Raw genomic sequence first — 25744 nt, 5'->3', positions numbered from 1 at the left:
AAGTTTCAAAAAACAAATTCTCCTCCGCAATACAAAAATAAAAATGGAACATGAGATGAACACACTAAAATCAAAAACCCATCGCGCGTCAAACGCTTGGATCAGTACTCTCTGTATAGGTCTTTTTTTCGTTCCGCTTGCCCAGGCAACAGAAGGCGGCGGCACCTCATACCCACTGGGTGTGAATACGGTCCTCGCGGGAAAGATGCCACCACCAGGCTTTACCGAGTTTTTCTACTTGTCCGACTACAGCGCGAATAAAACGCTGGATGGTGATGGCAATCAAAAGCAAGGTATTCACAACTTTGACCTTGATGTTCAAGCACTGTCGATGCGAGTGGATTACGTCTACCAAGATTACTCGATTTTGGGTGCCAAGCTGGCCAGTCGCATTGCCTTGCCCTTGGTCAAGGGCGACGTCAAGTTCGATGTCGATACACCTGCTGGTCGAGTTCATCGCAGCGATCACCAAGAAGGCGTCGGCGATTTGACGGTAACTCCATTTGTATTGGGGTGGAGCTCTCCACGGTACAGCCAATTATTCGCGCTGGATGTATTTGCGCCCATCGGGTCCTATGACAAGGACCGCCTTTTCAATCCAGGTCGAAACTACTGGGCTTACGGGCCATGGTACTCGTTTACCGCCTATCCATTGGAGAAACTGGAGGTCAGCGCCAAGCTCATTTATATGTTCAATGGTGAGAACTCCGCTACCCACTATCGCTCCGGCCGTGAGTTCAACGCCGACTACAACATTGGCTACAACATCACTCCCGAATGGCAAGTGGGCGTGAACGGCTATGCGTATAAGCAGCTCAGCGATGATGAGAAGAATGGTCAGACGTACCTGGATGGTAACCGTGGTCGGGTCGTTGCAATCGGCCCCTCGATCAAATACCAAACCCCGGCAATCGGGTTTGTCATGAAAGTGCAACACGAAATGCTGGTCGAGAACCGTGCCGAAGGTAATAAATTCTGGCTGCAGGCCGTTTACCGATTCTGAACTTTGCCTCTTTCCAGGGCCGCCATAAACAACATGGCGGCCCGCGGAACGAACATCACTGTCCAATAATTAAAAGCAGGTGAAATCGTGACTGGAATATCCAAGTGGCATGTACTGATCGGCGGATTCATCGCCTACCTTTTTGATGCAATGGAGATCATCCTGCTAACGCTCGCTCTGCCGGTTATCCGCCAGGACCTGGGTTTCAGTCTCCATGAGGTGGGTGCGCTGGCTAGCGCTACATTGCTGGGTATTGGTGTGAGCGGCGTTGCCACAGGTTGGTACTCCGACAACTTCGGTCGGCGCAAGGCATTGATTGCATCGCTGGCGATCTTCGGCGCACTGACCTGTTTCTTTGCATTCGCTCATGATCTCTACGTAATGGCGGGCCTGAGGTTTGTCTCTGGTCTTGGCCTTGGCGGGGTATGGACGATCCTCTCAGCTTATATCGTCGAAACGTGGCCGCCCAAGCAACGCGCTAGAGCCATATCCTTCGTGATCAGTGCCTTCCCAGTTGGCGCCATCGTGGCTGCGCTGGCTGCAAAGTTCATGCTGCCGGAATGGCGTTTGATGTTTTTCGTGTCCGGTGCCTCGGTGATACTGCCGATCATTTATGTATTTTTTCTGATTCCGGAATCGCCGGCCTGGAAGGCTCAGCGCGATACACAGGGCACTACTGCGCAGCGGATATCGGTCAGGGAGATTTTTTCGCCTGAACTACTTCGTTACACCCTGCTGGGGTCTCTTGCAGCCAGCTTTGCGTTGCTTGGTTCCTGGGGCGTCAGCACGTGGCTGCCCACCTACCTGATACAGGACCGTGGCTTGAGTCTGGCGTCGATGACCAGCTTTATGGCGGTACTCCATCTCGGGAATTTCTTTGGCCTGAACGTATTCGGCTTCATCGCCGATCGCATTGGCAAGCGGCTTACGATTGTTATATCGCTGTTGCTGACATCCATGATGGCGCTGGTCTATGTCTATACCACCCAGACCCAATCGCTGATCTGGATAGGGGCGGGGTACGCATTTTTCATGGTGTTCGCTGGGTTGTTCGGTTCTTACTTCAGCGAGATGTACCCCATCCGGGTGCGAACGCTTGGAGCGGGCTTCTGTTTCAATGCGGGTCGCGGACTGGCGGCTTTCGCACCCGTGCTGCTCAGTGGCATTGCCAGCTTCTATAGCCTGGCAGCGGGATTGATCGTCTGCGCCGGCTTCTACGTCATTTCCGCATTGTTTGTGTTCTCCATGCCAAGGAGTAAAACAGTGAATGAGGTCAGTACGCAGGCAGGCGCTTCAGACATTGCCAAGGAGGCAATCGGGTGACCTGATTCGTTGGTGAAAATGCCTCGTATCTGTAGATACGGGGCATTTTTTTTACCCCGAAAAACTGGATGCAGAGGGTGATACACGTATAAATAAATCAGATAGCGCAAATAACTAATATTTGCTTCTTTTATTTATTGGCCAGCGGGAAGATGGTTCCCAGACAACAATAAATAAGAGGACATGCCTCATGATTAACCTGCATGACATTCGGTACATACGGCTTGGCACCGCGAATCTGGACGAGGCACGTCGCTACGCCACACAGGTTCTCGGCTTGCAGATCGCGAGAGAAGCCAATGGAGCGGTGTACTTCCGATCGGACAGCCGAGACCATACGCTTTGCTATTACGAGGGCGATCCGCAAGAAACCACAACAGCGTTCGAAGTCAGAACAGCGCAGGACCTGGAAGACGCAGCGGTCTTGCTGGAGCGTAATGAATTCAACGTACAGCATGGCTCACGTGCAGACGCTGAAGTGCGCTATGTCGACGACTTCATTCGCTTCAAAGATCCCAGCGGCAACAACATCGAGCTGGTCTTGCGTCCCCAGGCAAGCGGGCGACGCTATTTCCCGAGTCGCGATGCCGGCATCACCGGTTTCAGCCATATTGGCTTGCGCACCATGAATGCCCGGCGTGACGAACTGTTCTGGACTCAGCTGGCAAACGCCAGGGTCAGTGACCGAATTGGCGAGGCGCCGCTGCTGCGTATCGACGAGATCCATCACAAGATCGCCTTGTTCCCTTCCTCCCATCCCGGCGTGCAACACATCAACCACCAGGTGGAAACCGTCGATGACTTGATGCGCGCCTACTACTTCCTGGTTGAACGGGGCATTCGGATTCTCTTTGGTCCGGGACGCCACCCTACCTCGGGCGCGATGTTCCTCTATTTCGAGGGACCTGACGGCATGACCTACGAATACTCGACAGGGGTCAGCCTGATCTCTCCAGAGAATGATGCAACCCACCAGCCTCGGCAGTTTCCGGCGGAGGGTGCGGGATTCTGCGCCTGGGGTGCGAAGCCTGACATTCCGGAATTCAAATCGTGAGTCGCTTGCCAATACCCGGCCGCGAGGAGCAGTCGCAGGTGCGCGTGGCTGCGCGCGCTTTGGCCCGCGCGGGTTTGGTGCATGCCTACGGGCACTGCAGCCTGCGTCTGGATGACGAGCACTTTCTGGTCTGCGCCGCGCAACCGATGGGTTTGATCCAGCCGGGCGAGCCAGGAATCGTGGTACCGGTCAAAGGTGAGTTGCCCGACGGCGTGCTGGGTGAGGTTCGTATCCACCAGCAAATATATCGTCGGCGCCCAGACGTCCACGCAGTGATCCGAAGCATGCCTGCCCAGGTCATGACCCTGTCATGCGCAAGGCTCACACCTCAACCGCGCCATGGCATGGGCAGCTACTTTCAGCAGCCAATCCCGCTGTGGGACGACCCGCAACTGCTGCGCAGCGACGAGCAAGCCAGCGCCTTGGCCAATCAATTAGGGCAGGGGAATGCGCTGGTCATGCGTGGCAACGGCGCCATCGTCGTTGGCGCGTCACTGATCGAAGCGTTGACGCTGACCTGGTATCTGGAAGACGCCGCGCGGATTGAGTTGCAACTGCACAGCGCAGGTCTTGCCGCCCAAGGGCCGGTACTCGACCCACAGGCCTGCGCGCGACGGGCTGTCACCAGCGGCCGAATTTACGAACGTATGTGGGAATACCTGACGGCGGGTGATCCCGAAGCCAGCGCTCCAGCCAACTAGAAAAAGAAGGAACACCTTATGCCTGCTAAAGAATTCCGCCATTTCATCAATGGTGAATGGGTGAGTAGCACCCGTACCTTCGAAAACCGCAACCCGGCCGATAACAGCCTGATCGGCTTGGTGCACGAGGCCGGCAAAGCTGAGGTAGACGCCGCCGTGCGAGCTGCGCAAGCTGCATTGAAAGGCCCTTGGGGCAGCATGACTGTCGCCCAGCGAACGGCCCTGTTGCACAAAGTGGCGGAGGGCATCGAACGTCGCCATGAAGAGTTTGTGGCTGCGGAAGTGGCCGACACCGGCAAACCCCGCGCACTCGCCGGGCACTTGGACATTCCCCGTGGCGCGGCCAACTTCAAGGTGTTCGCCGACCTGATCAAGAATGTGCCGACTGAAAGCTTCGTGATGGACACCCCTGACGGTGGCAAGGCCGTTAACTACAGCGTGCGAGCACCACGTGGCGTCATCGCTGTTGTTTGTCCCTGGAATCTGCCGCTGTTGTTGATGACCTGGAAGGTTGGGCCGGCCCTGGCCTGTGGCAATACTGTCGTGGTCAAACCCTCCGAAGAGACCCCGGCCACCGCCACGCTGCTCGCCGAAGTCATGAATGAAGCCGGCGTCCCACCGGGTGTGTACAACGTAGTGCATGGTTTCGGTGGTGACTCGGCCGGTGCCTTCCTCACCGCTCACCCAGAGGTCAATGGTGTCACCTTCACCGGTGAAACCGGCACGGGCGAGATCATCATGAAGGCCGCAGCCAAGGGTATCCGCCCGGTATCGCTGGAACTGGGCGGCAAGAACGCCGGCATCGTTTTCGCCGATGCGGACCTGGAAAAAGCCGTCAAAGGTTTGGGGCGCGCCGTGTTCGAGAACAGTGGCCAGGTCTGCCTGGGGACCGAGCGCATTTACGTGCAACGTCCGCTGTTCGAGCGTTTTGTCGCTGCGTTCAAGGCCCACGCCGAAGGCATCAAAGTGGGTGACCCGAACCAGCACGACAGCACCATGGGACCGGTGATCTCGCTCGGTCACCGCGAAAAAATTCTGTCTTACTGCCGTCAGGCTGTCGCTGATGGTGCCACCGTGGTCCACGGCGGTCGCATCGCCCAGGTACCGGATCATCTGGCCGAAGGCGCTTGGTTCGAGCCGACGATCTGGACCGGCCTTTCGGAAACCTCGGCCGTGGTGCGCGAGGAAATTTTCGGTCCGGTTTGCCACATCGCACCCTTTGATACCGAAGAAGAAGTCGTCCGCCTCGCTAACGACACACCCTATGGCCTGGCTGCCAGCGTGTGGACTAGCAACCTGCAGGTCGCCCATCGTCTGGGCAGTGCATTGGACGTGGGTGTCTGCTGGATCAACTCGTGGTTCCTGCGCGATCTGCGTACCGCTTTCGGCGGTGCCAAGCAGTCGGGTATCGGCCGTGAGGGGGGCGTGCATTCGCTTGAGTTCTACACCGAGCTGCGCAACGTCTGCGTGCGGCTGTAAGGAGCCATTCATGAATAAACAAGAGATCAACGTACTCGGCCAGCAGCTGCACCAAGCACTCAGCAATTGCCAGGCTCTGGCGCCGCTGACCGACACCTACCCGGACATGACCCTGGAGCAGGCCTATCAGGTACAGCTCTCGATGATCCAGCGACGCCTTGACGACGGCCAGCGGATCATCGGAAAAAAGATCGGCGTCACCAGCAAAGTGGTGATGGACATGCTCGGCGTCGATCAACCGGACTTCGGTCATCTGCTCTCGGACATGCTCTATGCCGACGGCGCCGCCATCGCCATCGACGGTTTGATCGCACCCAAGGCCGAAGGCGAAATCGCGTTCGTGCTCAAGGAAGACCTGCATGGCCCCGGTATCACCGTGGCTGATGTTTTACGGGCCACTGACTATGTGATGCCGTGCTTCGAGATCGTCGATTCGCGCATCCGTGACTGGAAGATCCGCATCCAGGACACCGTCGCCGACAACGCCTCCGCCGGGGCTTTCGTCCTGGGCGGGCAGGGCGTGTCCCCGCGTGACGTTGACCTGGCCTGTGTCGGCATGACCCTGGAAAAGAACGGTGAAGTGGTTGCCACCGGCGCCGGTGCTGCGGCCCTCGGCCATCCGGCGAATGCCGTGGCCTGGCTGGCTAACAAACTCGGTGAACTTGGCATTGGCCTGAATAAGGGCGAAGTCATTCTCTCTGGTTCACTGGCGGCCATGGTACCGGTCAAGGCCGGTGATCAATTGCGCATCAGCCTGGGCGGCATCGGCTCGGCTTCTGTTCGTTTCGTTTGAAGGAAACCTTTATGAATCTCTCTGCAAGCACTATCGCCCAACTGGCCGAACACCTGGAAAACGCCGAGCTCAACCGCGAGGCGGTGGCCAAGATTACCGACGCCCACCCGGACATGGACTGGGAAGACGCCTACGCCATCCAGGACACCATTCGCCAGCGCAAAGAGTCACGCGGTGTACGTATCGCCGGCCTGAAAATGGGCCTGACCTCTTTCGCAAAAATGAAGCAAATGGGCGTCACTGACCCGATCCACGGCTTCCTTACGGACTACGGCTCTTGCCTGGACGGCGCGGCTATCGATGTTGACGGGTTGATCCATCCCAAGGTCGAGGCCGAGATCGCCTTTGTTCTCAAGCATCCGCTCAAGGGACCGGGCGTGCATGTTGGCGACGTTTTGGCGGCTACCGATTTTATTTTGCCGGCAGTTGAAGTGATCGACTCGCGCTACGAGAACTTCCGCTTCGATCTCAAGAGCGTCATTGCCGACAACACCTCTTCGGCACGCTTCGTCACCGGCGGACAAATGAGTGGCGTGCAGGGCATTGACCTTAAATGCCTGGGTGTGGTGCTGGAAAAGAACGGCGAAGTAGTCGCCACCGGTGCCGGCGCCGCGGTGCTCGGGCACCCGGCGCAGAGCGTCGCCATGCTGGCCAACATGCTCGGTGCCAAGGGTCGTGAACTGCCGGCGGGCTGCTTCATCATGACCGGTGGCATCACCGAGGCCATTGCCGTTGCTGCCGGGGACAACATCACCGTCCGCTACCAGCATCTGGGCAGCGTCTCCATGCGCTTCACTTCGTCCAGCCAGCGTTGATCCGGAGCTATCGACCATGCCTATCGCCATGATCCACCTCGCCGAAGGACGCAGTGAAGAGAAGAAGCATGCACTGTTGCTCAACGTCACCCAGGCCATCGCGCAAAGCCTCGATGTGCCCGTAGATAGCGTACGCGTGCTGCTTCAAGAGATTCCCGAAACCCAGTGGGCTGCGGGTGGCAAGACCCTTGCCGAACGCCGGCGTGGTAACGCCTGATCTCAGGCTGTGTGCAACGACAGGACACAATAACAATGAGCAATCCAATCAGCGTCGCAATCATCGGCTCGGGCAACATCGGCACTGACCTGATGATCAAGATTTTGCGTCACGGCAAGCACCTGAAAATGGCCGCCATGGTCGGCATCGACCCGACCTCTGATGGTTTGGCCCGCGCCCAGCGCATGGGCGTGGCGGTGACCCATGAAGGTGTTGAAGGCCTGACCCGCATGGACGAATTCAAGGACATCGATTTCGTCTTCGATGCCACCTCAGCCGGCGCCCACGTGAAGAACGACGCCTTCCTGCGCTCGATCAAACCCGGTATCCGTCTGATCGACCTGACACCAGCAGCCATCGGCCCGTATTGCGTGCCGGTGGTCAATCTGGAACAGAATCTCGGCCAACTCAACGTCAACATGGTCACCTGCGGTGGCCAGGCGACCATCCCCATGGTCGCAGCGGTATCACGCGTGGCCAAGGTGCACTACGCCGAAATCGTCGCCTCGATCGCCAGCAAGTCCGCGGGTCCCGGCACTCGTGCCAACATCGACGAATTCACCGAAACCACCTCCAAGGCTATCGAAGCGATCGGCGGCGCAGCCAAGGGCAAGGCGATCATCGTGATGAACCCGGCTGAACCGCCGCTGATGATGCGTGACACGGTGTTTGTGCTGTCCGAAGCCGCCGATCAGGCACTGGTCGAGGCCTCCATCGAAGAGATGGCGGCCGCCGTACAGGCCTATGTGCCGGGCTATCGCCTCAAGCAGAAAGTCCAGTTCGACGTCATCCCTGAAGACGCACCACTGAACATACCGGGTCTTGGCAAGTTCTCCGGCCTCAAGACCTCAGTGTTCCTCGAAGTCGAAGGCGCCGCCCACTACCTGCCAGCCTATGCCGGCAACCTCGACATCATGACTTCCGCTGCCTTGGCCACCGCCGAGCGCATGGCACAGTCGATGCTCAACGCCTGAGGAGACCGTCATGACTTTCAATCCCGGCAAAAAAATTTACATCTCCGACGTAACCCTGCGCGACGGCAGCCACGCGATTCGTCACCAGTATTCGCTGCAGAACGTGCAGGACATCGCCCGCGCCTTGGACAAAGCCAAGGTCGATTCGATCGAAGTGGCGCACGGTGATGGCCTGCAAGGGTCGAGCTTCAACTACGGCTTCGCCGCCCACACCGACCTGGAATGGATCGAAGCCGCCGCCGATGTGATCAGCCACGCCAAGATCACTACCTTGTTGTTGCCTGGCATCGGCACCGTGCATGACCTGAAAGCAGCCTACAACGCCGGTGCCCGGGTGGTGCGCATCGCCACTCATTGCACCGAGGCCGATGTGTCGAAACAGCACATCGAATATGCCCGCGAGCTGGGCATGGACACCGTCGGTTTCCTGATGATGAGCCACATGATTCCGGCCGAGCAGTTGGCTGCCCAAGCCAAGTTGATGGAGAGCTACGGCGCGACCTGCGTGTACATGGCCGACTCCGGTGGGGCGATGAACATGCAGGACATCCGCGAGCGTTTCCGTGCGTTCAAGGCGGTGCTCAAGCCGGAAACCGAAACCGGCATGCACGCCCACCACAACTTAAGCCTGGGCGTGGCCAACTCCATCGTCGCGGTGGAAGAGGGCTGTGACCGCATTGACGCCAGCCTGGCTGGCATGGGGGCGGGGGCGGGCAACGCGCCATTGGAGGTGTTCATCGCTGCCGCCGAGCGACTGGGCTGGAATCATGGCACCGACCTCTACACCTTGATGGATGCCGCCGATGACATCATCCGTCCGCTGCAGGACCGTCCGGTGCGGGTAGATCGCGAGACGCTGGCGCTGGGTTATGCAGGCGTTTACTCCAGCTTCCTGCGTCATGCAGAAGCGGCAGCCCAGCGCTACGGGTTGCGTACCGTCGACATCCTGGTCGAATTGGGACGGCGAAAAATGGTCGGTGGGCAAGAGGACATGATCGTCGATGTGGCACTGGACCTGACACGACGTTGAGTTATCCACGCGTCCGCATAACACTAAAGAATTCCAGTTTTACTGCACCTGCCGGTCGAAGCCCACGTCGCTTTGCTGGCAAGTGCAGTGTTTTGGTTTCTGAATATTCATCGTAAGCGAATTGTCCAAGGTTGCACCTCAAGTGCGGATACATGATTTTAGAGGAGAGTGAAATGCTCAAGGCTTCAGACGTCGTAGTGCAGTGCCTCGAGAATGAGGGCGTAGAGTTCGTGTTCGGGATTCCTGGTGAAGAGAACCTGGATTTACTTGAATCACTCAGGCGCTCCAACATCCGGCTCGTTCTCACTCGACATGAGCAATCGGCTGGTTTCATGGCGGCAACCTATGGCCGGTTAACCGGTAAAACCGGAGTCAGCTTATCGACCCTTGGCCCTGGCGCTACGAACCTGGTCACTGCTGGCGCCTATGCCTACTTGGGTGGAATGCCAATGCTCATGATTACCGGGCAGAAGCCAATCAAAAAGTCCAAGCAGGGTCGTTTCCAGATTCTTGATGTTGTTGGGATGATGCAACCGCTGACCAAGTACACCCATCAGTTGGCGTCCGCTGACAACATTCCCTCGCGTGTGCGTGAAGCCTTTCGCCTTGCTGAGGAAGAAAAGCCCGGAGCGGTTCATCTTGAACTTCCCGAGGACATCGCCGCGGAGCAGACCGAAAGCCGGCCAATTCCTCCGAGCCTGCATCGTCGCCCACTGGCCGAACACAAGGCCATCGAGGCCGCAGTCGAGAAATTGCAGACAGCCCGTAGCCCGATCCTCGTGATTGGTGCCGGCGCCAATCGCAAGATGACTGCCAAGGTACTCAAGCAACTGATCGACAAGACCGGCATCCCTTTTGTCACCACTCAGATGGGCAAAGGCGTGGTAGATGAGCGTCATCCACGCTTCCTTGGCAATGCCGCACTGTCTTCCGGCGACTTCGTGCACCGTGCTGTCGAGGCGGCTGATCTGATCGTAAACATTGGCCACGACGTGATTGAGAAACCGCCATTTTTCATGGTCCGTGGCGGCACCGAAGTCATCCACATCAACTTCCGCTCCGCCGAGGTCGATCCGGTGTACTTCCCACAGGTCGAAGTGATCGGCGATATCGCCAATGCTGTTTGGCAGATCGGCGAGTCCTTGAATGACACTTCACACTGGGACTTCACCCGCCTTATGACGATCCGTGAATCCAACGAGGCCCAAGTGATCGAGGGCGCGGACGACAACCGTTTCCCGATCTACCCGCAGCGCTTTGTCGCCGACGTGCGTCGTGCCATGCCCTCCGAAGGCATCGTGGCTCTGGATAACGGCATCTACAAAATCTGGTTCGCGCGCAACTACAAGGCACATAAACCCAACACCGTACTGTTAGACAATGCCTTGGCAACGATGGGTGCGGGCCTGCCTTCGGCGATGGCTTCACATTTGGTCTATCCGGATCGTCCTGTGGTAGCTGTGTGCGGTGACGGCGGCTTCATGATGAACAGCCAGGAGCTGGAAACCGCCGTACGTTTGAAGATGAACCTGACGGTCATCATCCTACGCGATGATGGCTACGGCATGATCCGTTGGAAGCAGTCCAACATGGGGTTCACTGATTTTGGGCTGGACTACGGCAACCCGGATTTCGTCATGTATGCGCGAAGCTATGGTGCCAAGGGCCACCGGGTGGAAAGCGCCGAAGGCTTATTGCCGCTACTGCAGCGCTGCATCAGTGAGCCGGGTGTGCACGTTATCGATTGCCCGGTGGATTATTCCGAGAACGATTTCATTCTGAACCATGAGCTGAAAAGACGTAGCGCTTTGGTTTAAGCCAACGCTCGCCAACCCCTCATTCAGAAAAGGAAACGTCATGCAGCTTAAAGACACTCAGTTGTTCCGCCAGCAAGCCTTCATCGATGGCGCTTGGGTCGATGCGGACAATGGTCTGACGATCAAGGTCAACAACCCGGCAACGGGCGAAATTCTGGGCACCGTGCCGAAAATGGGCGCTGCCGAAACCCGCCGTGCGATCGAAGCTGCTGACAAAGCGCTGCCGGCCTGGCGTGCACTGACCGCCAAAGAACGTGCGGGCAAACTGCGTCGCTGGTTCGAACTGATGATCGAGAACCAGGATGACCTGGCTCGTCTGATGACCATGGAACAGGGCAAGCCACTGGCCGAAGCCAAGGGCGAAATCGTCTATGCCGCTTCCTTCATCGAGTGGTTCGCCGAAGAGGCCAAGCGTATCTACGGTGACGTGATTCCGGGCCACCAGCCAGACAAGCGCCTGATCGTGATCAAGCAGCCAATCGGCGTGACCGCTGCAATCACCCCGTGGAACTTCCCGGCTGCAATGATCACCCGTAAAGCCGGCCCGGCCCTGGCCGCCGGTTGCACCATGGTGCTCAAGCCTGCTTCGCAAACCCCGTACTCCGCTTTCGCCCTGGCCGAACTGGCCCAGCGTGCCGGCATCCCGGCTGGCGTGTTCAGCGTTGTTTCCGGCAGCGCCGGCGACATCGGTACCGAGCTGACCTGCAACCCGATCGTGCGCAAGCTGTCCTTCACCGGTTCGACCGAAATCGGCCGTCAACTGATGGCTGAATGCGCCAAGGACATCAAGAAAGTGTCCCTGGAACTGGGCGGCAACGCACCGTTCATCGTGTTCGACGACGCGGACCTGGATAAGGCCGTCGAAGGCGCGATCATTTCCAAATACCGCAACAACGGCCAGACCTGCGTCTGCGCCAACCGCCTGTACATCCAGGACGGTGTCTACGACGCATTCGCCGAGAAGCTGAAAGTGGCTGTCGCCAAGCTGAAGATCGGCAACGGTCTGGAAGCAGGCACCACCACTGGCCCGCTGATCGACGAAAAAGCCGTGGCCAAGGTGCAGGAACACATCGCCGATGCCTTGAGCAAAGGCGCGACCGTGCTGGCCGGTGGCAAGCCGATGGAAGGCAACTTCTTCGAGCCGACCATCCTGACCAACGTGCCGAACAACGCGGCCGTGGCCAAGGAAGAAACCTTTGGCCCACTGGCTCCACTGTTCCGCTTCAAAGACGAAGCCGACGTGATCGCGATGTCCAACGACACCGAGTTCGGCCTGGCCTCGTACTTCTATGCCCGCGACCTGGGTCGTGTGTTCCGTGTGGCTGAAGCCCTGGAATACGGCATGGTCGGCGTCAACACCGGGTTGATTTCCAACGAGGTCGCGCCGTTCGGTGGCATCAAGGCCTCGGGTCTGGGCCGTGAAGGCTCCAAGTACGGCATCGAAGATTACCTGGAAATCAAATACCTCTGCCTGGGCATCTAAGCTCGGCAAGGCATTGTTTGAAGCGCAAAGGGCACGAGAGCGCTGTCCCTTTGCGCCGCTTCAAACGGACCTATCCTTTGTGGCCGGGAACGCTGTAGCAGTCGATCATCGCATGCTGCCGCAGTTGCTTCCGCGCCGCTTAATCCTTGAACCACGCCCCCCATGCGAAGACGGGTATCCATGCCCACCACAACCTGAGCTTGGGCGTTACCAACTCCATCGTCGCGGTGGTCAGGGTTGTGATCGCGTTGACGCCAGTCTGGCTGGAATGGGGGCCGGTGCAGGCGACACACCATTGGAGGTGTTCATCGCCGCAGCCGAGCGCCTGGGCTGGAACCATAGCACCGGTCTGTACACCCTGATGGATGCCGCCGATGACATCATCCGTCCCTGCAGGACCGTCCAGTGCGCGTTGATCGCGAAACGCTGGCACGGGGTTGTGCCGGCGTTTACTCAAGCTTCCTTCGCCATGCCGAAGCGGCTGCCCAGCACTACGGGTTGCGTACCGTCGACATCCTGGTCGAATTGAGTCGGCGAAAAATGGTCTGTGGGCAAGAGGACATGATCGTCGATGTGGCGCTGGATTTGACCCGCCGCTGATTGGTGCAACAGCGCAACAGTCTTTGGTGGTTTTACGGGATTCTCGATCGTTGCCCCGGTAAATACAGTAAGTGGCATTACACAACGAGAGTGTGGATATGAGCAACCTTGACGACCGGAACATCATTATCACTGGCGCCTCGGGCGGAATTGGCCGTGCTTCGGCACTGGCTTTTGCCAAAGCGGGCGCGAGGGTTGTGCTGCTTGATCGCGATACCGCAGGCATCGAAGAAACCGCCAGTGCTGTCACGGCTGCCGGCGGCAAGGTTTATTCAATCCCCTGCGACGTTACCGACGAAGATTCTGTGGCCGCAGCAGTCGATGATGTCGTCACTCGATTTGGCCGTCTACATGGCGCGTTCAACAATGCAGGGGTCGAGCAAAGCAATTTGCCTCTGCATGAAATCTCGTCTGCGGCGTGGGATCGCATTATCCGCATCGACCTGACCGGTGTTTTCTACTGCATGAAGCACCAGATCCGCGCCATGTTGAACAGTGGCGGTGGCGCCATCGTGAATACCGCTTCGTCCCTGGGCTCGGTAGCGATTGCCGCTGCGTCGGACTATATCGCTGCCAAGCATGGGGTGGTCGGTTTGACCAAGGCCGCCGCCGTCGACTACGGCACCCTCAATATCCGGGTCAACGCAATCATGCCAGGCATCATCGAAACGCCGATGATCGTGCGTGCGAGTGAAGAGCCCAATTTTGCCAAACAGTTCGCTGCATTGCGCGAACGACACCCTATCGGTCGTTTCGGAAAACCGGAAGAAATCGCCAAGGCTGCGCTATGGCTGCTGTCCGATGACGCCAGTTTTGTGACCGGAACGGCAATGGCCGTAGACGGTGGTTATCTCACCGTTTGAGACCCCCTGACAGACTGTCCCTGACACTCGACAGGGAGTCGGTCACTTTTGAACCTGAAAACCCGGAGTACCCCCATGATCAATGTAAGTCGTCGCTTGAAAGTCAATGCCCCTGAGGAGTCGGGCGGTGTGAACCTGAACCGCAGCCAGGTATGGGAAGGGTTGGTGAGCAAGGCTCGCAATGCGGTGCCGTTCGTTGATGCCATTACCGAATGTAATGTCGTTGAGGACCAGGGCAATACCTTTATCCGCGAAGTGGTGCTTTACGGTGAGCGCCTTCAGGAAATGGTCCTTCTTACTGAAGAGCAGCAAGTCGAGTTCGTGCGCCTCTCCGGTAATGCCCGTGGTCTGATCAAGAACGTCATCGAGGAAGAGGATGGCGAACTGTTCCTGCGCTTCTCCTTCGATTTCTCCCTGCCGGGCGTATCGGCGGGCAGCGAGAAGGAAGTCGAGTTCTCAACCGGCATGCAGACGTCCTACCTGAGCGCCGTGCGATCCACCCTGCAAGCCATCCGTAACAAGGTCAGCAAAGCGGCATAAGATTCACCGCAGCGACCAGAAATGAAAAAACAAAAACAAGAAATGAGGCGTGCAATGAACCATGAATTGACAGGTATGTTTGAAAGTGTCGATCGGATGTCGGTCGAAGGTTTTTTGAGTTATCTGACCGATGACGTCGTGTTTCGGTTTGGCAATTCCCCGGAAGTAGTGGGGAAAGAGGGTGTCAGGGCGGCGATTGAGTCATTTTTTACCCAAATAGCCTCGCTGGAACACATTCTTCAAGGCGTGTGGAGCGAAGGCAACACGACAATCATGCGTTTTGATACCTATTACACCCAGCATGACGGCACGATTATCAATGTTCCTTGTTGTGTCGTTGTTCACTTCAATGCTTCCCGATTGATCAATGATTATCGAATACACATTGATATTTCGCCCCTGTACAGCAGCGCATCTGCTGGTAACGTTATCCAAGCGTCTGCATAACCACTCATGAGTGCCAGTTGAGCTGCACTTGCCAGTCGAAGCCCACGCCGCTTTGCTGGCGAGTGCAGTGTTTTGGTTTGCGAATTTCAGTCAAGGCATTTCGATGAAGGATTTGAATCTGCTCTATACCTTTGAGGCATTGTGGCGAGACCACTCAGCTTCCATTGCGGCGCAGAATCTGGGTGTTACGCAGGCAGCCGTCAGCGGTTCGCTAAAACGGTTGCGAAACGACTATGGAGACAGGTTGTTTACGCTGGTCGGTCGCCGAATGGAGCCCACACCGTTTTGTGTCCATATCGCGCCGCGACTGTTGGCATCCCTTGCGATGGTCAGGGAGGCTGGATGCCAAATGCCGGTGTTTGATCCGAAAGGTTGTGAAAAATCATTCATCTTTAGAATGCGCGACATTGGCGAGGTCGTTTGTTTGCCACCCATCTTGAGCGAATTGTCCAGGGTTGCACCTAAAGCGCGGATACACACCGTTGTGGGTGGGATGGATGAGACGCTTAATGGCCTGTCCACTGGCAGGATAGACCTGGCGCTCGGCTTTATGCCGACCCTTCAGACTGACATTCACCGAACCCCAGTTATTTCTCAGCATTACGTCTGTGCCATGCGCAAAGACCACCCCTTGGCCCATCGCGGCTTGAGCCTTGAAGCGTTTGTCACCAGTGAGCATTTGTTGGTGGAATCCGGGGGTAGCGGCCACCAGGCACTGGAGCGTGCCTTGATCGATGCGGGCGGCAGAGACTGCATTAAAATGCGCACCCCTCAGTTCTTGTCTGGTCCGCACTTGCTGCTCGATACCGACATGATATGGACGCTGCCTATTGCCTTGGGTAAAACCCTGGCGCGCTTTTATCCTCTGGTCATACACCCTCTGCCTCTGCAAATACCCTCGTTCGAGATTGATCTGTATTGGCATGACCGATTTCACCGAGACCCTCAGAACAAGTGGTTGAGGGAAATGGTCGGCCAGGTCCTGCGCAGTCAACAATCAGCCTGGCGATAGTCGCTTTCAGAGGAAACCTCGGCCATCTTCCCTACAGCCCCTGAGTAAGTTCAGGACTCGACGCGGGATAGAGTTCGTCGAGCACCTGCATCAGCGCGCGCTTGCGTGGATTTTCCAGGCCGGTCCAGGCCACGCCGATGCCAGCACCGCTCATGGCCAGTGTCAGTGGCCGGGTCACGACGCCGATTGGTAGTGCCGATGCGGCACCGCTTGGCAAGATACCGACGCCCAGGCCGGCGGCCACCAAGGCCAACTGGGTGGTGAACTCGCCCATCTCCCGGGCAATCGTCAGGGTGATCTTGCGTCGGTGGAAACCCGCCAGCATCTGGTCATACAAACCGGGAGCGAACTTGCGCGCCAGCACCAGCGTCGGACATCCGACCAGATCCTGAGGCTTGATACGACGTAGGGTGCACAGCGGATGATCTTGCGGCAGCGCCACCACCAGCGATTCCTCGAAGAGCAGACGCGTGTGCACGCCAGGCAGACTCAAGGGCAGGCGTACCAAGCCAAAATCCAGGGCATTGTCCAGCAAGGCCCGTGCCTGCGGCAGCGAAGGCATGTCCTTGAGGTCCAGTTCGATACGCGGGTAGCGCTCCTCCAGTGTACGCACAAGCACCGGCAACAAGTGCGACAACGTTGAAGACACAAATGCCAGACGCAACACCCCGACTTCTCCGGCCGCGGCCTGCTGCAACACCTCACGCGCGCGTCCGACCTGGCGCAGGGTCGCCAGGGCCTCGGGCAGAAATAGCGCCCCCTCTTCGGTCAATTCGACCCGGTGCCGGTCACGCTCGAACAACTGCGCCCCGACATCTTCTTCCAGAGCACGTATTTGCGCACTCAAGGCCGGCTGGACAATGTGCAGGCGCGCCGCCGCGCGGCCAAAGTGCAGCTCTTCGGCCAAGGCCGCAAAAGCGCGCAGATGTTTGAGTTCCACTTGACGCTCCCGATTCGCTACAGCCTGTTTGGTGATCACGTACCGTGATCACGGCATCACCATAAACGATTGGCATGCCGCAGCGGTAGCGGTTGAAAGTGGCGTCATGGCTCATTCGTAAATCCAGGACATGGAGACACACATGATCGATAACTTTCGCCTGAACCGGCGTCGGGCGCTGATCACCGGCTCAGTGCGCGGCATCGGCTTGGCCTTGGCCCGTGGACTGGCACAGGCGGGCGCTCAGGTGGTGCTCAATGGCCGTGATGCCGAACGCGCGCAAAGCGCCTGCGCGCTGTTACGCGATGAAGGCCTGGACGCCGAATACTCGGTGTTCGACGTGACCGACCACCAGGCCGTCGCAACCGCCATCGATGTGCTGGAAAACCGCCTGGGTCCGATAGACATTCTGATCAACAACGCCGGGTTGCAGCATCGCCAGGCACTTGAAGACGTCAGTGCACAAGACTGGCATCGACTGATGTGCACCAACCTCGATGGCGTATTTAATGTGTCCAAGGCGGTGGCTCGCCACATGATCGCTCGCCGGCGCGGCAAGATTATCAATATCGGCTCGGTGCAAAGCGAACTGGCCCGCCGCTCCATCGCGCCCTATGCCGCCAGCAAGGGCGCCGTGCGCATGCTAACCCGTGGCATGTGTGCCGACTGGGCCGGTCATGGCCTGCAGATCAACGCCCTGGCCCCCGGATATTTTCGGACTGAGCTTAACCAGGCGCTGGTCGACGACCCGGCTTTCTCCGACTGGCTGGTGCAGCGTACTCCCGCCGGGCGCTGGGGCAGGGCAGAGGAGCTGTGCGGCGCGGCAGTTTTCCTCGCTTCGTCAGCCTCCGACTTCGTTAATGGCCAGACACTTTTCGTCGATGGTGGCTTGACCAGCGTCGTCTAACTCTCGTGAAGGACACCCACATGCCTCAATCCCTGCCCATCCTCTGCGGCTCAATCATGGGTTCGCCTTTTTCACTCTCGGCAAAGATCCATAACGCCGCCTACGCGGCCCTGGGCCTGGACTACACCTTTGTCTGTTTTGGCGTCGAAGATCCGGTTGCCGCCGTGGCGGCGATTCGCGCGCTCGGCGTGCGCGGCATGAACGTTTCCATGCCTTACAAAACTGTAGTGATGCCTCATCTGGACAGGATCGACGAATCGGCCCAGGTGATCGGCGCGGTCAACACCATAAACAACGTCGACGGTGTACTGACCGGCTACAACACCGACTACCTGGGCGCCGTCCGCGCCCTGCAGGAAGTCACCGAGCTGAGCGACAAGCGTATCGCCGTGATCGGTGCTGGCGGTGCTGCTCGTGCGGTTGTCTACGGTTGCCTGCAAGAGGCGGCCGAGGTCACGGTGTTCAACCGCAGTTTCGAGCGCGGTGCCGCCCTGGCGGAGGATCTGGGTGCTCGGTGGGGCGGCAGCGTCGAGATGTTCACGGCCAAGACCTTCGATATCGTCATCAACGCTACCTCGGTGGGCTTCAAGCAGCCGGACAGCAACCCGCTGGACGGTCGTCTGGCCAGTCACCTGATTGTCATGGATGTGGCGTTCATGCCAGTGCAGACTGCTTTGCTGCTGCAAGCCAAAGCGCTGGGTTGCAGCACCGTGGCCGGCACCCGCATGTTGGTGCACCAGGCTTGTCGGCAAATCGAGTTGTACACCGGGAAAGATGCACCCATCGACATCATGGAGCAGGCCATGCTCCAGGAAGTCCGGCGGTTGAAACTGTAAGCAACCCAACTACCTGTCAATAACAAGATGCCATAAAGGCACCTGGAGGTACCCAGATGACTCACGATCATTCTCCATCCGACATCGCTCTGACTCCTGACGCGCGCGAGCGCAAGAAAGACTTGCACCGTGCAGCCTGGGCCTGCTCCCTGGGCAGTGCCCTGGAATACTACGACTTCGCGCTTTACACCCTGGCCTCGGCGCTGATCTTCGGGCCGCTGTTTTTTCCGGAACAGACCCGCGTCATGAGCCTGATCGCCAGTTTCGGCACTTACTTCCTGGGCTTTGCGATACGGCCGCTGGGCGGCGTACTGTTCGGCATGATCGGTGACCGCGTCGGGCGTAAGTTCGTACTGGCGACGACGGTGCTGTTGATGGGCATCTCCAGCACCCTGATTGGTGCACTGCCAACCTTCCATCAGGTCGGCTACCTGGCACCGGTACTGCTGGTGATCCTGCGTTTGCTCCAGGGTCTGGGCGCCGGTGCCGAACAGGCTGGTGCTGCGGTGATGATGACCGAGTACGCTCCCGAGGGCCGGCGCGGTTTCTACGCCGCCTTGCCGTTCCTCGGCATCCAGTTGGGCACCATCCTCGCGGCGCTGGTGTATTTCCTGGTGGTCACGGGCAATGACAACGTCATCGAGAGCGGGCTGTGGCGATTGCCATTCTTCAGCAGCGTGGTGATCGTCGCACTGGGCCTGTACATGCGTCTGTCGCTCAGGGAATCGCCGACCTTCATCCGCCTCAAGGCGCTCAAGCGCGTATGCGTCAACCCGCTGAAAAGTGCCATGGAGCACTCCAGGCCAACCTTGCTCATCGGTATCGGCCTGCGCCTGGGAGAAAACGGTGGTTCATCGATTTACCAGGCCCTGGCTGTGAGCTACATCGTTGGCGTGGTCGGTCTGCAAGGTCCGGTGGGCGTGCTGACCCTGATCTGCGCGGCCAGCCTCGGCGCGATGACCGTGCCGATGGCCGGCAAACTCAGCGACCGTTTTGGTCGTGTCGTGGTCTACCGGGCCTTCGTGCTGCTGCAACTGGCACTGGCCTTCCCGGTGTGGTGGGTACTCAGCCTGGGCAACGTGGCGGCGAGCATCGTAGCCATCTCCATCGCGCTGGGCATCGGTACCTGGGGCATGTTCGGCACCCAGGCAGCGCTAATGCCTGAGCTGTTCGGCTCGCGTCACCGCTACATGGGGGTGTCGATCGCCCGGGAAGCGTCGGCAGTGATCGCCGGTGGCATTGCGCCGATGATCGGTGCCGGCATCATCGCCCTGGTCGTGGCGAGCCACGATGGCGACGCCAGCGCCGGTGTCAAAGCCTGGCTGCCGATTGCCTGCTACCTGACCCTGCTCACATTGATCACCCTGTACACCACGTTCAAGACCCCGGAAACCCTCAACCGCGACCTGGACGAACCTCGTGATGCCTGGGAATTAGCCAGAGCCGGAACGGCGATACCTATCCAGTCCAGAACCAGCACACTCACACGTCCAGCGTGACCTTTGCCTTCATCAAACGACCCTCTCAACGGTGATGCTTCGCTCCTGGATGCTTTGGGGTAAATGGAGGCTCAGGTAGTCGATCAGGCTACGAACAGAGGGCAACATCCCCTTCGGTTTGGGGTAGAGCAGATGGATGATATGTGTTGCACCGGTCCAGGAGGGGATGACAACTTCCAGAGCCTTCGCGCGCACAGAGGCTGCAGCTATGGGCTCTGGCAACAGGGCGACGCCTAATCCATTGACGGCGGCCTCCAACTGCATACGTAGGTCATCAAATATGAGACGTGGCTGGTGGCTGACCAGCCGCTCTTCGCCTGATGAACTGCGCAAGAGCCAGCGACCGACGCCATCATGGATGTCACCAGGACGTGAAAGCGTCTCGATTTCCGAAATGGCCTTGATCGTGGCAGGTCGTCCGACACGATCGAGAAAGCGCGGACTGGCAACCAGAATCTGCCTGGTTGCGCCTAATTCCTTTGCGACCAACCCGGCCGTTTCTTCAATCCGGGCTCGCGAACGCAACGCCACGTCGAAGCGTTCCTCAAAGAGGTCGACCTCACGATCTACCGCATTCAACTCAAGCCGTACCTTTGGATATTTTTCCATGTACCCAGGCAGCAGGGGGGCCAAATAACTTTGCGCCATGACCTGAGGACAGCTCAGCCGTACCAACCCGACGGGCTCACGTCGAAGATGCTCCACACTTTCATAGGCGGTGTGTGCACCCTCGACCACGGGTTGGCTGAGCGTAAAGAAATGATGGCCAGCTTCGGTCAGCGAAACCTGGCGCGTTGTGCGATGTAACAGTCTCGCCCCCATTCGCAATTCCAGATCGGCGACATGACGACTGAGCAACGTTTTTTCAATTCCCGTTGCCCGTGCCGCAGCCGAGAACCCTCCATGTTTGACCACCAGTACGAAGTAATAAAGGTCATTAAGGTCTTTCATGCAGTTGACGCTCTCCTACGGGGGCACTGTTGAAACCGTCAACGGCACCGGCGCTGTACTGATTGAGTTCGAGGCGTGTGGAATGGCTTCGAAGGCTGATATAGCTATCATTCATCAAACTTTATTCGGGATAAACTGGCTATAATTGAATTAACTGATCCACAGATGGAGCAATCTATATGGAACTTCTGAACGACATGGCGTTGTTCGTCGAGGTCGTCAAAGCCCATAGCTTTCGCAGGGCTGCAGAAGCGATGGCGATGCCCAATTCGACCTTGTCGCGACGCATCAGCGGACTTGAAAAGGCCATTGGCTTGAGGCTGTTAAATCGCACCACGCGCAAGATCGAATTGACCGAGGCGGGGCAGTTGTACTTTGACCGATGCAAGCGAATCGTTGACGAGGCGCGGTTGGCGCACGAGCAACTGGGTGAAATGCTTGCGCATCCAAGCGGCCTTTTGCGCGCGTCACTGCCTGTGGATTTCGCCAACATTTACCTGGCACCACTCATTGCCGAGTTCGCTCGACGGTACCCAGGCATCAGCTTTGAATTCGACCTTACTCCGCGCCAGGTCGACCTGGTCAGCGAACCCGTCGATGTGGTTATCCGCATGGGCGAGCCGGCAGATTCGAATCTGATTGCACGCAGGCTGGCGACCCTCTCTCGTCGTTTATATGCCTCGCCTCGCTATCTGGAACTCAATGGAGAGCCCAGCCATCCGGCTGAGCTGGTAAACCACGAATGCCTGCGACTGCGAAAGGCTGGCAAGTGGCAACTCTCCCATGCAGGCGAAGTGGTTGAAATCGAGGTGGGTGGACGGTTTCAACTCAATAGCGTCGGGATGCTTCGGCGATTGGCGACACTGGATCTGGGGATAGCGCTGCTGCCTGAAGGCATTGCCGCGGACGATCTGCGCACTGGCTTGCTGCAACCGGTACTGCCCCAATGGCACGCCAATCCGATCCCGGTGTATGCCCTCACTGAAACCCGCCTTTTGCCCGCAAAAACTCAACGTTTCATTGAGTTTCTGCGTGAGCACCTTGAGCACGCTTGACTGGCTGAGTCCGGCGAGTGCTGAGCCAATAAAGGCCACCTATTGCTGTCGCGCCGATCAGCACAGGAAGCGCCAACCAATGGAAGAAGACCTGTGATGTGCCCGCGGTGGAAATAAACCAGGCGCCCAGCATCGAGCCGACAATTGAACCGCAGCGGCCAACGGCCATTGCCCAACTCACCCCGGTCACCCGGGCGGCGGTGGGGTACAAGGTGGCTGACACCAGGTTGAGTCCGTTTTGAGCACCGGCTACACCGAACCCGATGAGAAATACCATGGCGGCCAGCTGATAGGGATCACCCATCAGATAGCCCGTGACAGCAATGACCACAGCCGTCACCGAGTACGAGAGGGTCAGCACAGGGTAGGGACCGACGCGATCCATCAGCATGGCCATGAGAATGGCGCCGACGGTACCGCCCAGCGGCACCATGGCGCCAATACGCGAAGCGTAAGCGATATCGTAGCCGGCCTCTTTGAGCAGGGTAGGCAGCCAACTGGTCAGCAGGTAGAACACAAAGAGCGAGCAGAAGAAGGTCATCCATAGCAGCAGTGTTCGGACCAGCCGGCCGTCGATGAACAGATGCGAGATCGGCGATCTTACTTGGGCCGGACGTTCATCATCGAGGATCATTACACCGTTCCAGCTTTTTCTGGTGATGCGTTCGACCACTCGGCGCAAGACGTCGGCGTGCTTGGCCGAGGACGCCATAAACCGAACCGACTCGGGCATTAGCCAGGCCAACACTGGCAGTAACGCTAGCGGCATGACGCCACCCAGCACCAGAACGGAACGCCAGCCGAATGCCGGAATCATCTGTGCGGCGAGCATGCCGCCCAAGGCAAGGCCAGCCGTGAAGCCACTCCAGCTCAAGGTCACCATGATCATGCGCCGGCGTGCAGGGGAATATTCGGCGCTCAAGGCAATGCACGCCGGCATCGCTCCACCCAGGCCGATGCCAGTGATGAAACGCAATACCGTAAGTGACTCGATCGAATGGGTAAAGACGCTGGCCAGAGTGGCGAGACCAAACACCAGCACTGAAATCAGTAAAACGCGTTTACGCCCGAAGGCATCGGCGACCGGTCCCAGTATCAGGCTGCCGACCATCAGGCCGAACAATCCAGTCCCGAAAACAGGTGACAACTGGGCAGGCAACAGACCCCATTCTTCGCGCAGTGACGGAGCGATATAACCAATGGCTGCGGTATCGAAACCATCCACCAGGACGATGAGGAAGCACAAGGCAAGGATGACGATCTGGTACGGCGAGATCTTCGCGTTATCGATGATCTCGCCAATTCGGGCGTTGTCAGGGTTCATGCGGCTACCTTTTATTTTTTTTATCTGGACGGGATCGTCGCCAAGCGCATTAAATAAAGGAAGCCAATTCTAATTATTCAAACTATCTGGTTTTGTTATATCTATGCGCACCGACCTCAACTTGCTCCGCGTCCTGCTGGCCGTTTATGAAACCGGCAATGTCACCGCGGCGGCGAAGCGGCTAGGCATGAGCCAACCCGCAACCAGTGCTGCTCTGGCCCGCCTGCGTCACTCACTGGGCGACCCGCTGTTCATTCGCTCGGGCAACCTGATGGAGGCGACGCCACGTGCGCAAGGCATCATTGAACGCACCCGCGAGGTGATCGAAATCATTGACCGGGATATCCTCAGCGGCCCGACTTTCGACCCTGCCACCAGCGAGCAGGAGTTCGTCTTTTGTCTGAGCGAAGTGGGTGAAGTGGTCTTTCTACCTGCGCTATTCCAAAGCCTGCGCAGCGCGGCACCGAATACGCGCATACGAACCGTCAGCCTGGCACCGGATGAGCTTGTGGAGAACCTGCATGAAGGCCGGGTCGATGCGGTGCTTGGCTATTTTCCCGACCTCACTACCCCCAACATATATCAGCAACGATTGTTCTCTCATGACCTGGTCTGCCTGATCCGCCTCGATCATCCGCTGGCAGGGGAACAACTGTCCCTGGAGGACTTCACCACACTGGAACATCTGCAGGTACGTGATGGCAGTCGTCGCCAGGAAATGTTCGAAGCCCACCTGACCAAAGCAGGTATCCACCGGAACATCGTGCTGCAGACGTCTCACTACATGAGTGTGCCATCGATCATCGAACGCTCTGATCTGATCGTGGTGTTGCCACGTACCGTCGCGAACATGTGCACGCATAATCTGAATGTGCGAATGGTTGAGCCTCCCTTGGACATTCCACGCTACGACCTCAAGCAGTACTGGCATGCTCGTTTTCACGAGGCCCCCAGAAGTGTCTGGTTGCGGCGTCTGATCATGTCAGTTTTCAATGGGTGACATACCTGGATATCCGATGTGGTTAGATTCGGAATAAACCGCCTCTTGAATTTTTACCCCTGCCTGTCATCGCCCTTACAGCCCCTGCACCGTGATTGTTGCTTGAGAGCAACAGTCCTTGGTGATTTCCGTGCCTAGTCAATAAGTAGTGGTCTACCTACAGTTCGCCCAACTCATTAACCGCCACGATTGATCGGGTGTGTTACTGCAAGCTGTTCTTATAAAAACAAGCAGGAGAAATGGGATGCTTAAAAGTAATCGTCTGCAGGGTAAAGTTTGCATTATTACAGGCACAGGCGGATCGATGGGGCGAGCTTCGGCGTTAATGTTCGCACAACAAGGCGCCAAAGTAGTGGGGTGTGATATCTCTCATGAGGCGGCTCAAGAGACAGTTGATGCAGTGAAGTCCATGGGTGGGGATATGGTTTCCCTGAGCAATTGCGACTTGACTGACCCTGCCAACTGCGCACGCCTAGTCGAATTGGCTGTTTCGGAATTCGGACGCGTCGACGTGTTATTCAATAATGCGGCGATGGCTTACTTTGGTTGGATCGATCAGATATCAGACGATGACTGGCATCGAACAATCAATCAGGAACTGAATCTGGTGTTCCATCTTGTACGTGCCGCTTGGCCGGAGCTAATCAAGTCCCCGGGCGCCTCAATTATTAACACCGCGTCAGTTTCGGCATGGTCGACCTACCGCATGCTCCCCGGAATCGCGCATAGCGCGGCCAAAGGGGCAGTGCTTTCCATGACCCGCCAACTGGCGCTGGAGGGCCGGCTCCATGGCTTGCGCGCCAATAGCATTTCCCCGGGATTGATTGAGTCCAAGCAAACAATCCCGTTGCTGAAGGATCCCGAGTGGGCTGAAACGATGGTGGGCAAGGTGATGCTGGGGCGTTTGGGTAAGCCCGAAGAAGTCGCAGCCACCGCTTTGTTCCTGGCTTCTGATGAAAGCTCTTTTATCACGGGTACTGATATTCGGGTCGATGGTGGTACCACTGCCTGGTAACTCTACCTGACACGAAACCTAACTATTCAATTGGGCCTGCCTAAAACAAGGTGGGCTCTATTGCCT

At 57.8% G+C, this 25744-nt stretch carries 25 protein-coding genes and 1 pseudogene; 23 read left to right on the top strand and 3 right to left on the bottom strand.

What is annotated here, in order from left to right; genetic code table 11:
- The first annotated feature begins 55 nt into the window (after positions 1-55).
- The 17 genes and pseudogenes from PMI31_RS11050 (at position 56) to PMI31_RS10970 (ending at position 16151) form a co-directional block, all read left to right on the top strand.
- Positions 56-1003: a SphA family protein gene (locus tag PMI31_RS11050; RefSeq protein WP_008018103.1), complete on the top strand. Its 948-nt coding sequence runs from the start codon at positions 56-58 to the stop codon at positions 1001-1003.
- A gap of 87 nt (positions 1004-1090) precedes the next feature.
- Positions 1091-2326, top strand: a complete 1236-nt coding sequence (locus PMI31_RS11045; RefSeq protein WP_008018102.1) for an MFS transporter — start codon at positions 1091-1093, stop codon at positions 2324-2326.
- Positions 2327-2516: 190 nt separating this feature from the next.
- The gene (locus PMI31_RS11040) at positions 2517-3380 is read left to right on the top strand and encodes a VOC family protein (protein WP_008018101.1); all 864 of its coding nucleotides are present in this window, start codon (positions 2517-2519) and stop codon (positions 3378-3380) included.
- Positions 3377-4081, top strand: coding sequence for a class II aldolase/adducin family protein (locus PMI31_RS11035; RefSeq protein WP_177323564.1), 705 nt, complete (start codon positions 3377-3379; stop codon positions 4079-4081). Before PMI31_RS11040 ends, PMI31_RS11035 begins: the two co-directional genes overlap by 4 nt.
- 18 nt (positions 4082-4099) lie before the next feature.
- Complete coding sequence (locus tag PMI31_RS11030; protein WP_008018099.1) at positions 4100-5560, top strand: 2-hydroxymuconic semialdehyde dehydrogenase; 1461 nt, start codon at positions 4100-4102, stop codon at positions 5558-5560.
- 10 nt (positions 5561-5570) lie between these two features.
- Positions 5571-6353 carry a 2-oxopent-4-enoate hydratase gene (gene dmpE, locus PMI31_RS11025; RefSeq protein WP_008018098.1) on the top strand — a complete coding sequence of 261 codons (783 nt, stop codon included), beginning with the start codon at positions 5571-5573 and terminating at the stop codon, positions 6351-6353.
- A gap of 11 nt (positions 6354-6364) precedes the next feature.
- Entirely contained in the window at positions 6365-7168 is an 804-nt protein-coding gene (gene dmpH / locus PMI31_RS11020) for a 2-oxo-3-hexenedioate decarboxylase (protein WP_007987885.1), read from the top strand.
- A 16-nt stretch (positions 7169-7184) separates the two neighbouring features.
- Positions 7185-7385: a 2-hydroxymuconate tautomerase family protein gene (locus PMI31_RS11015; protein ID WP_007971593.1), complete on the top strand. Its 201-nt coding sequence runs from the start codon at positions 7185-7187 to the stop codon at positions 7383-7385.
- A gap of 35 nt (positions 7386-7420) precedes the next feature.
- Positions 7421-8359 (top strand): acetaldehyde dehydrogenase (acetylating), encoded by a 939-nt coding sequence (locus tag PMI31_RS11010; protein WP_007987886.1) that lies wholly within the window; start codon positions 7421-7423, stop codon positions 8357-8359.
- A gap of 10 nt (positions 8360-8369) precedes the next feature.
- The gene (dmpG, locus tag PMI31_RS11005; protein ID WP_008018097.1) at positions 8370-9389 is read left to right on the top strand and encodes a 4-hydroxy-2-oxovalerate aldolase; all 1020 of its coding nucleotides are present in this window, start codon (positions 8370-8372) and stop codon (positions 9387-9389) included.
- 173 nt (positions 9390-9562) lie between these two features.
- A complete protein-coding gene (locus tag PMI31_RS11000; protein ID WP_008018096.1) occupies positions 9563-11206 on the top strand; it encodes an acetolactate synthase large subunit in 1644 nt (547 codons plus the stop codon).
- A gap of 40 nt (positions 11207-11246) precedes the next feature.
- Positions 11247-12689, top strand: coding sequence for an NADP-dependent succinate-semialdehyde dehydrogenase (gabD, locus tag PMI31_RS10995; protein WP_008018095.1), 1443 nt, complete (start codon positions 11247-11249; stop codon positions 12687-12689).
- A 158-nt stretch (positions 12690-12847) separates the two neighbouring features.
- A pseudogene (locus PMI31_RS10990) lies at positions 12848-13289 on the top strand (4-hydroxy-2-oxovalerate aldolase); the annotation flags it as partial.
- A 98-nt stretch (positions 13290-13387) separates the two neighbouring features.
- Entirely contained in the window at positions 13388-14152 is a 765-nt protein-coding gene (locus PMI31_RS10985; RefSeq protein WP_008018093.1) for an SDR family NAD(P)-dependent oxidoreductase, read from the top strand.
- 75 nt (positions 14153-14227) lie between these two features.
- Positions 14228-14692, top strand: a complete 465-nt coding sequence (locus PMI31_RS10980; protein WP_008018092.1) for an SRPBCC family protein — start codon at positions 14228-14230, stop codon at positions 14690-14692.
- A 54-nt stretch (positions 14693-14746) separates the two neighbouring features.
- Positions 14747-15139 carry a nuclear transport factor 2 family protein gene (locus tag PMI31_RS10975; protein ID WP_008018091.1) on the top strand — a complete coding sequence of 131 codons (393 nt, stop codon included), beginning with the start codon at positions 14747-14749 and terminating at the stop codon, positions 15137-15139.
- A gap of 103 nt (positions 15140-15242) precedes the next feature.
- Positions 15243-16151, top strand: coding sequence for a LysR family transcriptional regulator (locus PMI31_RS10970; protein WP_008018090.1), 909 nt, complete (start codon positions 15243-15245; stop codon positions 16149-16151).
- 31 nt (positions 16152-16182) lie between these two features.
- On the opposite strand, the gene PMI31_RS10965 is transcribed toward PMI31_RS10970, so the two are convergent.
- Positions 16183-17091, bottom strand: a complete 909-nt coding sequence (locus PMI31_RS10965; protein WP_008018088.1) for a LysR substrate-binding domain-containing protein — start codon at positions 17089-17091, stop codon at positions 16183-16185.
- A 142-nt stretch (positions 17092-17233) separates the two neighbouring features.
- Between PMI31_RS10965 and PMI31_RS10960 the strand changes: the two genes are divergently transcribed.
- The 3 genes from PMI31_RS10960 to PMI31_RS10950 are packed head-to-tail and all read left to right on the top strand — an operon-like array spanning position 17234 to position 20333.
- The gene (locus PMI31_RS10960) at positions 17234-17998 is read left to right on the top strand and encodes an SDR family oxidoreductase (RefSeq protein ID WP_008018087.1); all 765 of its coding nucleotides are present in this window, start codon (positions 17234-17236) and stop codon (positions 17996-17998) included.
- Between the two features lie 20 nt (positions 17999-18018).
- Positions 18019-18834, top strand: a complete 816-nt coding sequence (aroE, locus tag PMI31_RS10955) for a shikimate dehydrogenase (protein ID WP_008018086.1) — start codon at positions 18019-18021, stop codon at positions 18832-18834.
- Between the two features lie 56 nt (positions 18835-18890).
- Positions 18891-20333, top strand: coding sequence for an MFS transporter (locus PMI31_RS10950; protein WP_008018085.1), 1443 nt, complete (start codon positions 18891-18893; stop codon positions 20331-20333).
- Between the two features lie 12 nt (positions 20334-20345).
- Here the strand turns inward: PMI31_RS10950 and PMI31_RS10945 are convergent, their stop codons facing one another.
- Positions 20346-21284, bottom strand: coding sequence for a LysR family transcriptional regulator (locus tag PMI31_RS10945; protein WP_008018083.1), 939 nt, complete (start codon positions 21282-21284; stop codon positions 20346-20348).
- A 179-nt stretch (positions 21285-21463) separates the two neighbouring features.
- Here PMI31_RS10945 and PMI31_RS10940 point away from each other — a divergent pair, with 179 nt between their 5' ends.
- Positions 21464-22339: a LysR family transcriptional regulator gene (locus tag PMI31_RS10940; protein ID WP_008018082.1), complete on the top strand. Its 876-nt coding sequence runs from the start codon at positions 21464-21466 to the stop codon at positions 22337-22339.
- Here the strand turns inward: PMI31_RS10940 and PMI31_RS10935 are convergent.
- On the bottom strand, positions 22302-23663 hold the full coding sequence (locus PMI31_RS10935) for an MFS transporter (RefSeq protein WP_008018081.1): 1362 nt from the start codon (positions 23661-23663) through the stop codon (positions 22302-22304). The genes PMI31_RS10940 and PMI31_RS10935 overlap by 38 nt on opposite strands.
- A gap of 103 nt (positions 23664-23766) precedes the next feature.
- Between PMI31_RS10935 and PMI31_RS10930 the strand changes: the two genes are divergently transcribed.
- Complete coding sequence (locus PMI31_RS10930) at positions 23767-24663, top strand: LysR family transcriptional regulator (protein WP_008018080.1); 897 nt, start codon at positions 23767-23769, stop codon at positions 24661-24663.
- 244 nt (positions 24664-24907) lie between these two features.
- Positions 24908-25678, top strand: a complete 771-nt coding sequence (locus tag PMI31_RS10925) for an SDR family NAD(P)-dependent oxidoreductase (RefSeq protein WP_008018079.1) — start codon at positions 24908-24910, stop codon at positions 25676-25678.
- Positions 25679-25744 lie beyond the last annotated feature (66 nt).

It is taken from the genome of Pseudomonas sp. GM55 (assembly GCF_000282395.1).
Classification (GTDB): Bacteria; Pseudomonadota; Gammaproteobacteria; order Pseudomonadales; family Pseudomonadaceae; genus Aquipseudomonas; species Aquipseudomonas fluorescens_CC.
Note: the sequence above shows the minus strand (reverse complement) of the source record. Positions and strands in the feature narration are given on the sequence as shown.